Below are 13802 nucleotides of genomic sequence, written 5' to 3'. Positions count from 1 at the left end.
AGTTACTCTATAAGAATGTATAAAGAACTTTATATGTAAAAAATTTGAAAGTAGAATGTATTTAAAATTATATAGGGAGATAGTGCTTATGATATTTGGAAGTATAAATCATAGTAAGACATATTCAACATTACATGAAGATTTGCTTAAGTGTTTTGAATATGCTAAAGAAAATTCATTGATAGATTACGAAAAAGGGACTCATACAATAGATGGTGATGACATCTTTGTAAATATCGTTGAGTATAAAACTTGTGAAAAAGAAGAAAGATTCTGGGAAGCTCATAAGAAATATATAGATGTACACTTGATGCTAGATGGATGTGAAAGAATAGATTTGAATTTTATAGAAAATCTAGAGCAAAAGACATATGAGGAAGATGGTGACTTTCTACCTCTTGATGGACAAAATAATGGATATGTTGAACTTAGAAAAGGTGATTTCCTAGTATGTTATCCAGAAGATGCACATATGACAGCAATAAAAGTTTCAGAAAAAGAAAATATCAAAAAAGCTATTTTTAAGGTTTTGGTTAGATAATGAAAATTTATATAACCGCTAAGGCTGAAAATAGTGATTTAACTTTCAGCGATTAGTGAGATTTCGTAAATTTTAGTTAGATTACTATTTTCAGCCTTAGTTTTTTATAGGAAAGTTTAAATAGACATTAAAAAGTTTAGAATTGTATAGAGGAGTTAATTTATGGATAATATAGATGTATTTTTATTAATAGGACAAAGTAATGCTAGAGGTTTGGGAAATCCAAAAGACAGTGTTATTCCAAATGAGAATTGTTTTGAATACTTAAGTACTGACGAGATTATAAACATGAGATGTGAGTTAGAGACTTCTGAAGGGGATGGGACTATAGCACCTGCATTTTCAAATGAGTGGAATAGACTTACTGGTAATAAAGTTTGTTTTATACACAATGCAAAGGATGGGTCAAGAATAAAAAATTGGAATCATGATAATAACTGGTTTTTAGATGATACTATAGAAAAGTTTAATGCAGGGTGTAATACTTTAAGCAAGGATTATAAAATATCAAATAAATATGCTATTTGGATTCAAGGTGAAAGTGATGCAAAATATGGTAGTGATGTTTTATACTATAAAGAGAGTCTAAAAAAAATTGCATATAGACTTAAGGAAGAATGTATGATTGATAAAATGTTTGTTAGTTTAACTGGTTATTGGCTTGGAGAAGATGAATATTTTGTTAGAACAAGACGAATTGCAGCAGCGCAAGAATTTGCTTGTAATGAGTGTGACATATTAAGTATAGGAAGTAAAATTGCTATGAAATTTCATGATCAAGGTCTAACTATTGATGATGTACATTATAGTCAAGAAGGTCTTAATATGTTAGGAGAAGATTTATGTAAGAATATTTATAAATATCATATAACTGAGGAAAAAATTATATTAAAGGATACCATAGATTTATCAGAAGCGAGAAAATATATCTATGAGTTAGAAAAAATAAATAAAAAATTCATGTAATATAAAGTTTTAATTAGTAATATTGGTTATAAAAATAATTTGTATGGAGATATGTTATGAAAAATTACGTTTGTATAGATATTGGAGGTACTTCAATAAAATATGGATTTATTAGAGAAGATGGGTTAATAATCGATAAATCAAGTTTAGATACTGAAGCAAAAGAAAAAGGTGGACCAGGAATATTATCTAAAATAAAGAAAATAGTTAAAAAATATATGAAAGAAAATAATATTGATGGGATATGTATATCAACTGCAGGTATGGTTGACCCAATTGAAGGTAAGATAGTATTTGCGTTAGAAGAATTAATTCCAAACTATAAAGGTATGGAATTAAAGAAAGAGATAGAAAAAGAATTTAATATAAAATGTGAAGTTGAAAATGATGTTAATTGTGCTGGTCTTGGTGAAATGTGGCTTGGAGCAGGTAAGGAAGCAACTTCTTCTATCTGTATGACAATAGGTACTGGTATTGGTGGTTGTGTTATAATAAATAATAAGCTTATAAATGGATTTAGTAATAGTGCTGGTGAAGTAGGATATATGAATATGAATGGAAGTACTTTTCAAGAGTTGGCATCAACTAGTAGCTTGGTAAAAAAATTAGCAAAAATAAAAAATATGGATGAAAATGACCTAAATGGGAAAATAATTTTTGATTTAGCAAAGAATAATGACGAAGATTGTTTAAAAGAATTGGATAATATGATAAAATCATTAGCAATTGGTATTGCAAATATATGTTATGTAATAAATCCAGAAGTTGTAATTTTAGGTGGCGGAATAATGGCACAAGAAGAATTTCTAAAACCTAAAATAGATAGAGCGTTAAAGGAGATTCTTATAGAAAGAGTTTATAAAAATACTAATGTAGAATTTGCAAAGAGACAAAATGATGCAGGTATGCTTGGGGCATTATATAATTTTTTAAACAAAATATAGAGAATAGAAGGTTTTTTAATGAGTATTTTAGAACAATTAGAATCACCAACTTTTAAAGTCACAAAGTCAGATAAATTACTGATAGCTTATATAAAAGAAAATATAGAGGATGTATTTTATAAACCAATATCACAAATTGCTAAAGAGAGTAATATTGGTGAAGCAACTATAACTAGATTTGTTAAAAAAATGAAGTTTAATGGGTTGCAAGACTTTAAAGTTACTTTAGCACAAGAAATATCAAGTAGTAATAAAAAAAATATTATAAATAAGAATATACAAAATGATGAGCCAGCTTTAGATACAGCCAAGAAACTTTTAAACTCAAATATAACTACTTTAGAGAATACTGTTGAGATAATCAATAGTGTAGATGTTCATGATTGTGCAAGACTTATAATAAATGCTAAAAAAGTTTACTTTATAGGTATTGGATATTCAGGAATAATAGCACAAGATTCAAACTATAAGTTTATGAGAATTGGACTTAATTGTGTAAGTTTTGATAGTAGTCATACTATGATAATGATGTCTTCTATAATGGAAGAAGGAGATTTAATAGTTGCAATTTCTCATTCTGGCGAAACTGAAGAAATTATAAAAACTGTAAAACTTGCGAGAGCTAATAATGCTAAAATTATATCTATTACTGAAAATAAAAATTCTGAATTGAAGGATATTTCAGATGTGCACTTATCTTATGTATCAGGGGAAACTGTATTGGAAACAGGTTCAATATCTTCTAAATTAGCACAATTTTTTATTATTGATTTAGTATATACACAGGTAGTAAAAGAGCTTTCAAATGAAGCTATTGAAAGAAAAATCAAGACTACAAATGCTATAAAACTGTTTAAAAATGAATAAAATCAGATATTTGTAATACTTTATGTGGTTTTCTTAAAAATTTAGTAATGGGGAGATTTTACATGTCTAAATTAAAAGACTATGATATTAACAAAGTAATGCTTTTTAATAATTTATGTAGTGAAACTAAGAATCAACTTAAAGAAAAAGCTAAACTAAAAAGATTACAAAGAAAAGAAATTTTATTTTATGAAAAAGAACAATTAGACAGGGTATATGTACTTTTAGATGGGAAAGTATCTATTTTTAAGATAAGCGAAAATGGCGAGAGAAAGGTGATTTTTATATTAAATAATGGAGAAATTATAAATGACATTACCTTTGATTTTACTAAGAATTCTGCTGTTGGATGTGAGGCATTTGAAAATTCAATTGTGTTTTATTATAGTATTGAAGAATTTACAGAAATTATGAAAAATGATTTTCAGCTTACAAAAGATATTATTTCTTATATGGAGAGAAGGACAAGACGTTTATATAGACAGTTAAAAAATTCAATATCTATAAAAGTAGACAAGAAATTAGCAGCAAAATTATATAGATTAAGTAAAGAATTTGGAGTTTGTTGTGGAGAATGGACATTATTAAATGTAAATCTTACAGTTACATACTTAGCAGATATGCTTGGTTGTAAAAGAGAGACAGTTTCTAGAATGATAAAAGTATTGCAAAAAGAAGAACTTATAAAGATTGATAATAAAGGTTTTTATGTAAAAGAGAGCGAGCTATCAAAATACTTTAAAAATAATTAATTATAATTAAATAAAGGTATTATTAAGAGAATCTATGTATAGATTCTTTTTTATTTATCTAAAGTGGTAATATTTACCTTAAGTTTATTGAAACAGCTGAGTTCTGATAGTATAATTAATTTAATATGAACAGTAAATATACAGATGTTGACACAGCTTCTATGCGCAGAAAGGGATGTATCAAAATGAAAAATAAAAAATTCATAGGTTATGCTTTAGGTTTGATTTTTATATGTGTATTTGTGATGTTTTCTCTTTGGGATTTTACCTATAATGTTAATTCACTAGTAGAAAAAAGCAAAAAGATGCATTTAGAAGAGTTATCATTGCAAAGTTCAAATACTATAAATGTTAAGCTTAATTCACTAACAAAGTTTATAAATAGTATTTCTAAAGTTATTTCAGAGTCAGAGGGTATGAAGAAAGAAGATATAATGAAATTATTAAATGATGTATCAAAGGAATCTGATTTTGAAAAAATCTACATTGCATATCCAGATGGTACAGCCTATACAGGTGATGGAAAGGTCTATAATATATCGCAACATAGCTATTTTAAGAAGGCAATGAAAGGGGAAAGCAATATTTCAGAAATCATAAAATCATCTGTTAACAATGAAAATAGTTTTATAGTAGCGTCTCCTATGTACAAAAATGGTGAAGTGATTGGAGTTCTGTATGGTTCTTATTATACAAGTAAATTAAGTGAATTTATAGATGTGACTAGTTTTAATGGAGAAGGGAGTACATATATATTTGAAAAGTCAGGAAATCTTGTCTTAAAATCTACTCCAGGAAAAACTGATGATGCCATAGATAATGTTAGTGGTTTTTTTGATTTTATTTATATTGGAGAAAATTACAGTTATAAAAACTTTATTGAAGATATATCAAATGAGAAAAGTGGATTTTTAGAATATAAATTTGAAGGAAAAGAGGAATATGCCACGTATACTCCAGTTGGTATAAATGATTGGTATGTATTGTCTTTTATTCCAAAGACTTTAATAGTGAAAGAGATTTCTAAGATAAATAAACTTGCAATTATATTAACAACTAAAAACTTCATAGCACTTTCAGTTTTGATTTTAATTGTATTTTATAAAGAGAAAAAATCCAAAGGAAAGCTTGTAAAAGCAAATTTAGAGATATCTTCACTAACTAACAATATACCAGGTGGTGTTTTTAAATGTAGTGTAGGTGAAAAATATGAATTTGTGTTTTTAAGTGATGGATTTATTGACCTGTTTGAATATACTAAAGAAGAGATAAAATCTATGTTTAATAATAATTTTTATGATGTAATTTATAAAGTTGATGTAGATAGAGTGAAAAGGGAATTTGCACTTCAAATATTAGAATCAAAAGTAGTTGAAATAGAGTATCGAATGATTACTAAGAGTGGTAATTTTGTGTGGGTTGTAAATAAGTGTGAGCTAATAAAAGATTCTGATGGAAAAGAGTATTTCTACTGTGTGTTGGTTGATGTAACAGATTTAAAAAGAGCAGAAGAAGAACTTAAGATTAATGAAGAAAGGCTTAGAATAGCCTTATCCAAGACATCTAACATAGTATTTGACTATTATGTGCATACAAAATCTATACATATCTCTAGTGATATCTCTTTAATATATGGAGTACAAAAAAATATTGAAAATGGTATAGAATATTTTATAGATTCTGGGATAATACATCCTGACTTTGTTGATGTGTTTAAAGAATCTTTTAACAAAATAGAAAAAGGTGAAGAAAGTGTAGTATCTGTAATAAAAACAAAACTAGTCAATGGGAAATATATATGGAATAGAATGACTCTAACTAATCTATTTAATGGAGCAGAAATTCCAATTAGAGCGATAGGTCTATTAGAAGATATAAATGAGCAAAAAAAAGCTGAAATGCAATATAATCAAGAAGAACAATATAGAAAAGCTATGTTGTCTGAAGCAATTGCTATATATGAAATTAATTTTTCTCAAGATAAATTTATATCAAGCAATATAAAGCCTAATAATAATTTAGGTTTAAGAACTACTGGAAAATATTCTGAAGTAATGGAGGATATTGTTGATGATATAGTTTTTATTTCAGATAGGGAAAACTTTAAAAAAGTATTTTATTATGAAAATATCTTAGATTCATATAATAAGGGAGTAAATGAGTTAAAGTTAGAGTATCGAAGATATGACAATGATGGTAAGATTTTGTGGGAACTTTGTACAATGCATTTACTTAAAGACCCACAAAGTAATAAACTTAAAGGATTTGCGTACATTAAAGATATAGATAAACAGAAAAAAGAAGAGATTGAGCTTAAATTTAAAGCTGAACGTGATATATTAACAGGAATTTATAATAAAGGTACAACTGAAACTCTAATAAAGAGGTTTTTAAGTTTAGACAAGGCTAAAGAAAGTAGTCATGCATTTTTTATTATTGATTTAGATGATTTCAAAGCCATTAATGATAATTTAGGACATGTCTTTGGTGATAAAGTTTTAGTTGAAGTCTCAAAAAAATTGACTTCTATTTTTAGAGAAGATGATATAATTGGACGTATTGGTGGAGATGAATTTGTAGTTTTCATAAAAAATATGAAGAATATGAAATTTATTGAAAACAAAGCGATTGAGTTATGTAATGCATTTAGAAATTATTATACTGGAGTAAATAAGTCATATAAAGTTTCTTGTAGTATTGGAATATCTATTATGCCAAATCATGGAACAACTTTTATTGAATTATATGAAAAAGCAGATAAAGCTCTTTATTATTCAAAAAAACAAGGAAAAGATAGATTTATTATATTTAATGACTCTATTTAAAGTTTAAATGCAAATGGAGGGTTTAAATATTTAAATAGAAAGAATATTAAGTTAAATAAGAATACTTTAACTATCTTGATATGATTTAGTTATAAATGGAGGAATACTATGAATGGAAAATATAGATTTACTATTACTATGGTTATTTTTTTACTTATATTAAATACATCATTTGTTTTAGCCGCTTCTGAGAAAGAAAAAGTGAGAGTTGGATATTGGCCTAGTTATGGAATTTCTATTACAAAAGATGGTCAGTTATATGGATATACATATGATTATATGAATGAAATAGCTAAAATAAATAATTGGAAATTAGAATATATACCTTGTGGATGGGGTCAAGGTATAGAAATGCTTAAAGAGGGACAAATTGATATATTTGGAGCATTGCAAAAGGATGAAGAACGTGAAAAATACTATGATTATACGAATTTAAATTTTGGATATGAATATGGAGCATTGTATGTGAACTCCAAAAACAATACAATATCTTATAATAATCTAAAAGAGATTGATGGAAAAGTAGTAGGTACAGTTTCAGATAATCATTTTAAAAGTGTATTTGATGAATACTGTAAAAAAAATAAAATATCTGTAAAATATAAGTACATAGAAGGTGCAGAAGAACTTCAAAGAGAACTTGAAAAAGGAACCATTGATATGATACTTACAGGAAGCATTAGAGATATACCAAATACAAAGGTAGTATTACGTTTTTCATCAGAGCCTGTCTATTATGCAACAACTAAGGGAAACAAAAAAATACTAGATGGTTTGAATTATGCATTAAATGAGATTAAGCGAGAAGATATATATTATGATGGTAATTTATTTAATAAACATTATAAAGATACTGTAATAGCCACAGAAGTATTTACTTTGGAGGAAAAAGAATATATAAAGAAACATCCTATAATAAAAGTTGTATCAGGCCCTGATACATCACCACTATCTTTTTATGATAAAAATACAAATTCCTACAAAGGTATATCAATAGATATATTAAAATCAATTTCAAATAACTCAGGTTTAAAGTTTGAGTATATAAAGGTAGATAATTTTTCTGAAGGTTTAAAAATGGTTGAAAATGGTGAGGTAGATATCTGTGCAAATATGTTTATGTCACGGAGTACTGAGTTAGAGCATAATATTGTATTTACTGATGGATACCTTGAAACTACTATGTTAGGTTTGGCAAAAAATGATATTAGAATGAATGAAAAAACTAAGGTAGCAATGATTAAATGGACAGGTATAGAATCATTCGTAAAAGAATATTATCCAAATCAAGAAGTAAGTTTTTATCCAAATGCTAGTAAATGTATTGAAGCTGTCAAGAAAGAAGAATGTGATGTATTTATAGGAAGCAACTATATACTAAATAATATAATTAATACTGAAGAATTTGATGAGCTTATGTTTATGCCAATAAAAAATCAAGTCGTGGATATTGGAATAGGGGTTTCTGGAAAAGCAAATCCTGCATTGTTGTCAATACTCAACAAATCTATTAATAGAGTTACAGAAGAAGAGGTTGCAATTGCAATTACAGGTAGTACAAAGTACTTAGAACATAAGGTCACTCTATTAGATTTTATACAGCATAATATTATGGCATTTGTTTTAATAATATCATTTCTTATATTTATAGTTTTTGGAATATTTATTGTAAATTATAAGATACAAATGAATAAATTAAAAAAGATAGCATATGTTGATGAAGTAACAGGCATAAGGAGTTTACTAAAATTTAAAATTGATGCTAACAAGCTTTTTGAGAAATATGGAACAGATAACTTTGTTATATATTATATCAATATAGATAAATTTAAATATATAAATGATATGTTTGGTTTTGAATTTGGAGATAATATTTTAAAATACATAGCAAAAAAAATAGGTGAAAATGTTTTTAAGGATGAAATATATGCAAGGTTATCAGACGATAGATTTATTGTAATGACTAAAAAAAGTAATATAGAAAATTTAAGAAAAAGAGCAAATGATTTTTTTGAGATTGTCAATAATGATAAAAAAAATACATTTAAAATAGATATAATACTTAAATGTGGAGCATATTTAATTGATAAAGAAGATGTAAATATTGATGTAATGATTGATAGAGCTAAGATAGCTTGCCAAACAATAGAAACCAATTATAAAAGTAAAGTTGCTTTTTATGATGATAAAATAAGGATTTCTATACTTCATGAAAAAGAAATTGAAAATAATATGGATAATGCACTTTTAAATAAAGAATTTGTAGTTTATTTGCAACCTAAAATTAACCTTATAACAGAGGAGGTTGTAGGTGCAGAGGCTCTTGTTCGTTGGATTCATCCAATTAAAGGAACTATACCACCTAATGATTTTATTCCACTATTTGAGAAAAATGGATTTATAGAAAAACTTGATTTGTATGTTTGGGATAATATATTTAGTACAATGTCAAAATGGATAAAAAATGGAATAAAGCCACAACCAATTTCTATAAATGTATCAAGAATTCATTTAAATAATAGAAATATAGTAACTAGTTTAAAATCTTTAATAAATAAGCATAATATACCAGCACATCTAATAGAACTTGAGTTAACAGAAAGTTTATTTTTGTCAAATATAAGTATGATTTTAGATATTTTAAATGATTTACATGATATTGGATTTATCGTATCTATGGACGATTTTGGAAGTGGATATTCTTCGCTCAGTCTTTTGAAAAAATTGCCAATTGATGTATTGAAGATTGATAGAGAATTCTTAAATGAGACAATTACATCTGTACGTGGAGAAAAGGTTATAAAGAATATAATTACATTAGGTAAGGATTTAGATATGCTAATTGTAGCTGAAGGAATAGAAACTGAAGGTCAATTAAATTTATTAAAAAATGCAGGTTGTGATATTGGACAAGGATTTTACTTTGCAAGACCTATGGATATAGAATCTTTTGAAAAGCTTGTATTTAAAAGAATAGATTTTTAATTTAAAGTTATAAATAATAAAAAAATATTACTAGAGCTGAATAAGCTATAGTAATATTTTTTTTATTATTTTTAAAACTGTGATAATTATCACAGAAGTATCTAAAAGAAAGTGTTAAGATTTAAACAAGATAATAAGCAAGCAAAACTAAAATATAAGAAAGGTGATAAAAATGAAATTAAAATTAGATTCATCCAAATTCAATGAAGGTCTGAATTCCCTAAAAAAAGACTACAAAATATTTGCACCAGTCATAATGCCATTTAAAGGTACTTTTTCAGATACTGACATGATAAGATACAAGGAAGTAAGCACTTTTGAAGAAATGGAATTTGCTCAAAAATCAAACTTTTCACCAAAAGAAGTAGTGCTTCCTATCAATCAAGTCTTATTTTACTTTACTGAAAAAGAATTTAAGGAAAGCGATTTAGACAATAAAAAGATTTTAATTTTTCTAAGAGCTTGTGACATAAATGGAATAAAGAGACTCGATGAAATATATTTAAATAATGGAGAAGAAAAAGATTATTTTTATAAACATATTAGAGAAAAAATAAAATTTGCACTTGTAGGATGTAAAGAGAGTTTTAGAAATTGTTTTTGTGTAAGTATGGATTCTAATAAAACTGATAACTATTCACTTGGATTGAATATAGAAGGAGAAAAATTGTACTTAGATATAAAAGACAATGAATTTGAAGTGTTTAATGGAGAGCCAGCAGAATTTGATGTCAGTCATGTAACGGAAAATTTAATTTCTGTAGATGTACCAGAAAATATTGATTCTAATGAGATGATAGGAAATCCAATATGGGATGAATATGACACAAGATGTATTGGATGTGGAAGATGTAATTTTGTATGTCCGACATGCTCATGCTTTACAATGCAGGATATTTTTTATAAGGAAAATGAAAATGTAGGAGAAAGAAGAAGAGTTTGGGCTTCATGTCAAGTAGATGGATATACAGATATAGCAGGTGGAAATTCTTTCAGAAAAAAACAAGGAGAAAGAATGAGATTTAAAACTATGCATAAAATAAATGATTTCAAAAAAAGATTTGGATATAACATGTGTGTTGGGTGTGGAAGATGTGATGATGCCTGTCCACAATATATATCATTTTCAAAATGTATAGAAAAAATAAATGATTTAGTAACTAGTAAGGAGGAGATATAAATGAACTCATATATACCAGTAAGTGCAAAAATACTAGATATAGTTAAACATACTGATAAAGAATGGACATTTAAAGTGAATTGCAATACAAAAGGGGTACTGCCTGGAAAATTCTATGAAATATCTATACCTAAATATGGTGAAAGTCCAATATCAGTATCAGGATATGGAGAAGATTATATTGACTTTACAATAAGAAATGTAGGTAAAGTTACTAGTGAACTATTCAATTATAAAGAAGGGGATTCGTTTTTTATAAGAGGACCTTATGGAAATGGATTTGATGTATCTTTATATGAAGGAAGAGAAATCGTAGTAGTAGCAGGAGGGAGTGCATTAGCTCCTGTAAGAGGAATAGTTGAATATTTTTATAACAACAAAGATAAGTGTGAAAAGTTTAAATTAATAGTAGGATTCAAATCACCAAAAGATGTCCTATTTGCAGACGACTTAAAAAGATGGAATGAAAAACTAGATGTTTTAGTTACTGTGGATGGAGCGGATGATGGCTATAGTGGAAATGTAGGGTTAGTAACAAAGTATATCCCAGATTTAGATATAAAAGATATAAATAATACTTCTGCAATTGTAGTTGGTCCTCCAATGATGATGAAATTTACAGTAGGAGAGTTTTTAAAAAGAGATTTAGACGAAAAAAATATTTGGGTTTCTTATGAAAGAAAAATGTGTTGTGGAATAGGAAAATGTGGACACTGTAAGATGGATGATACTTATATATGTTTAGATGGACCAGTATTTGATTATTCATATGCTAAAAATCTTATTGATTAGGGGGTGGAGTTTGTGATAAGAGATTTAAATACTAAAAAAGTAATGAAAAATGCTTACAGAATTACAAAAACAAAATATAAAACTTCTTTAAGAGTTAGAGTACCAGGAGGTCTTATTGACCCTGAAAGTTTAATCACAGTTTCTAAGATTGCAAATGAATATGGTAATGGTCAGATACACATAACTACAAGACAGGGATTTGAAATCTTAGGAATAGATATGGAAGACATGGAAGAAATAAACAATATCATACAACCTGTTATTGAAAAGATGAATATAAATCAAAATGAGAAAAATGCAGGTTATCCAGCAGCAGGTACGAGAAATATAGCTGCCTGTATAGGTAATAAAGTCTGTCCAAAAGCGCAGTATAATACAACTGAATTTGCAAAAAAAATAGAAAAAGCAATCTTTCCAAATGACTTACATTTTAAAGTAGCCTTAACTGGATGTCCAAATGACTGTATAAAAGCTAGAATGAATGATTTTGGAATTATAGGAATGACATTGCCACTATATGAAAAAGATAGATGTGTGAATTGTGGAGCGTGTGTAAAAAAATGTTCAAAATTATCTGTTGGGGCGTTAAAAACAGAAAATAATAAAGTAGTAAGAGATGGAGATAAGTGCATAGGTTGTGGAGAATGTGTACTGAATTGCCCAACAAATGCATGGACTAGAGATGAAAAAAAATACTATAGATTAGCTATAATGGGTAGAACAGGGAAGAAAAATCCAAGACTAGCAGAAGATTTTCTTTTATGGGCAGATGAAGACAACATAATAAAAATAATACTTAATACTTACAAATATGTAGAAAAGTATATAGATAAAGACGCACCAGGAGGGAAAGAGCATATAGGATATATAATTGACAGGACTGGATTCATGGAATTTAAAAAATGGGCACTTGAAGGTGTACAATTTGAAGAAATAACTAAAGTACATGAAAATATATACTGGAGTGGAGTTAAATATCTATAATTAATAAAAACATATATTTAAATAAATTATAAATTTAATAGAAGGAAGAGGGAATTATGCATAAAGAAACTTTGGATAAATTAACTAATGCAGCTATAAATAAAATAAATTTATTAAATACAAGTAAGATAAAATATTTAGTGTCTTCTGCTTTTGCAGGACTTTATGTAGGTATTGGTATACTTTTGATATTTACTATTGGAGGAATTTTGATAGATGCAGGTTCTCCTATGACAAAGATAATGATGGGATTATCGTTTGCAGTAGCACTTAGTTTAGTTGTAATGACAGGAACAGAACTGTTTACTGGAAATAATATGGTAATGTCTGCAGGCATGCTAAATAAAGGGGTAAGTATAAAAGATACTTCTAAAATATGGATATACAGTTGGGTAGGAAATTTAATAGGAGCTTTGATTTTAGGTATAATGTTTGTAGGAACTGGTTTAGTAGATAAAGGTCCTGTAGCAGAATTTTTTGCAACTACAGCAGCAGCCAAAGTATCTATGCCGTTTATGTCTCTTTTCTTTAGAGGAGTTTTGTGTAATATTTTAGTTTGTGTCTCAGTTTTATGTTCATTTAGAACTAATAACGATAGTGCAAAAATAATTATGATATTCCTATGTTTATTTGCTTTCATAACAACAGGGTTTGAACATAGTGTGGCAAATATGACAATCTATAGTGTTTCATTATTTTCTCCAACAATTCAAACAGTTAGTATTGGAGGAGCTATTTATAATTTAGTAGCTGTAACACTTGGAAACATTGTTGGAGGAGCTTTATTTATGGGGCTTGGTACTTATATACTAGGTAAAGAAAAAATTAAACAAGTTTGCTAAAGAAATCTTACAACGCTCTCAATAAGTACAAATATCGTATTATTGAGAGCGTTGTTTTTAATTTCTAAAAAAATATTTGAAAGAAAAAAAGTATGATGGCATATGAATATATATGATGTATATG

11 protein-coding genes are annotated in these 13802 nt (G+C 27.2%); all 11 read left to right on the top strand.

Annotated elements, in window-relative coordinates:
• Window positions 1-88 precede the first annotated feature (88 nt).
• The 11 genes from KGF41_RS04795 (at window position 89) to KGF41_RS04745 (ending at window position 13678) form a co-directional block, all read left to right on the top strand.
• On the top strand, window positions 89-541 hold the full coding sequence (locus tag KGF41_RS04795; RefSeq protein WP_227828855.1) for a YhcH/YjgK/YiaL family protein: 453 nt from the start codon (window positions 89-91) through the stop codon (window positions 539-541).
• Between the two features lie 162 nt (window positions 542-703).
• A complete protein-coding gene (locus tag KGF41_RS04790) occupies window positions 704-1507 on the top strand; it encodes a sialate O-acetylesterase (protein WP_227828854.1) in 804 nt (267 codons plus the stop codon).
• Between the two features lie 56 nt (window positions 1508-1563).
• Window positions 1564-2451, top strand: coding sequence for an ROK family protein (locus tag KGF41_RS04785; protein ID WP_227828853.1), 888 nt, complete (start codon window positions 1564-1566; stop codon window positions 2449-2451).
• Between the two features lie 18 nt (window positions 2452-2469).
• Entirely contained in the window at window positions 2470-3318 is an 849-nt protein-coding gene (locus KGF41_RS04780; RefSeq protein WP_227482491.1) for a MurR/RpiR family transcriptional regulator, read from the top strand.
• A gap of 62 nt (window positions 3319-3380) precedes the next feature.
• Window positions 3381-4070: a Crp/Fnr family transcriptional regulator gene (locus tag KGF41_RS04775; protein ID WP_227842322.1), complete on the top strand. Its 690-nt coding sequence runs from the start codon at window positions 3381-3383 to the stop codon at window positions 4068-4070.
• A gap of 125 nt (window positions 4071-4195) precedes the next feature.
• A complete protein-coding gene (locus tag KGF41_RS04770) occupies window positions 4196-6895 on the top strand; it encodes a diguanylate cyclase (protein ID WP_227850078.1) in 2700 nt (899 codons plus the stop codon).
• A gap of 108 nt (window positions 6896-7003) precedes the next feature.
• Window positions 7004-9880 carry an EAL domain-containing protein gene (locus KGF41_RS04765; RefSeq protein ID WP_227856409.1) on the top strand — a complete coding sequence of 959 codons (2877 nt, stop codon included), beginning with the start codon at window positions 7004-7006 and terminating at the stop codon, window positions 9878-9880.
• Between the two features lie 172 nt (window positions 9881-10052).
• Window positions 10053-11060, top strand: a complete 1008-nt coding sequence (gene asrA, locus KGF41_RS04760) for an anaerobic sulfite reductase subunit AsrA (RefSeq protein ID WP_227828849.1) — start codon at window positions 10053-10055, stop codon at window positions 11058-11060.
• Window positions 11061-11852: an anaerobic sulfite reductase subunit AsrB gene (asrB, locus tag KGF41_RS04755; protein WP_227828848.1), complete on the top strand. Its 792-nt coding sequence runs from the start codon at window positions 11061-11063 to the stop codon at window positions 11850-11852.
• Between the two features lie 12 nt (window positions 11853-11864).
• Window positions 11865-12836: a sulfite reductase subunit C gene (asrC, locus tag KGF41_RS04750; RefSeq protein ID WP_227842326.1), complete on the top strand. Its 972-nt coding sequence runs from the start codon at window positions 11865-11867 to the stop codon at window positions 12834-12836.
• Between the two features lie 56 nt (window positions 12837-12892).
• Window positions 12893-13678, top strand: coding sequence for a formate/nitrite transporter family protein (locus KGF41_RS04745; protein ID WP_227842328.1), 786 nt, complete (start codon window positions 12893-12895; stop codon window positions 13676-13678).
• The last annotated feature ends 124 nt before the right edge of the window (window positions 13679-13802 follow it).

It is taken from the genome of Clostridioides sp. ZZV14-6150 (genome assembly GCF_020657875.1).
Classification (GTDB): domain Bacteria; phylum Bacillota; class Clostridia; order Peptostreptococcales; family Peptostreptococcaceae; genus Clostridioides.
The sequence above is the reverse complement of the archived record's forward strand: the minus strand, read 5'-3'. Positions and strand labels throughout refer to the sequence as shown.

Coding starts and splice junctions, on each gene's coding strand:
- KGF41_RS04795 (WP_227828855.1), top strand. CDS start 89: ATGATATTTGGAAGTATAAATCATAGTAAGACATATTCAACATTACAT.
- KGF41_RS04790 (WP_227828854.1), top strand. CDS start 704: ATGGATAATATAGATGTATTTTTATTAATAGGACAAAGTAATGCTAGA.
- KGF41_RS04785 (WP_227828853.1), top strand. CDS start 1,564: ATGAAAAATTACGTTTGTATAGATATTGGAGGTACTTCAATAAAATAT.
- KGF41_RS04780 (WP_227482491.1), top strand. CDS start 2,470: ATGAGTATTTTAGAACAATTAGAATCACCAACTTTTAAAGTCACAAAG.
- KGF41_RS04775 (WP_227842322.1), top strand. CDS start 3,381: ATGTCTAAATTAAAAGACTATGATATTAACAAAGTAATGCTTTTTAAT.
- KGF41_RS04770 (WP_227850078.1), top strand. CDS start 4,196: ATGAACAGTAAATATACAGATGTTGACACAGCTTCTATGCGCAGAAAG.
- KGF41_RS04765 (WP_227856409.1), top strand. CDS start 7,004: ATGAATGGAAAATATAGATTTACTATTACTATGGTTATTTTTTTACTT.
- asrA (WP_227828849.1), top strand. CDS start 10,053: ATGAAATTAAAATTAGATTCATCCAAATTCAATGAAGGTCTGAATTCC.
- asrB (WP_227828848.1), top strand. CDS start 11,061: ATGAACTCATATATACCAGTAAGTGCAAAAATACTAGATATAGTTAAA.
- KGF41_RS04745 (WP_227842328.1), top strand. CDS start 12,893: ATGCATAAAGAAACTTTGGATAAATTAACTAATGCAGCTATAAATAAA.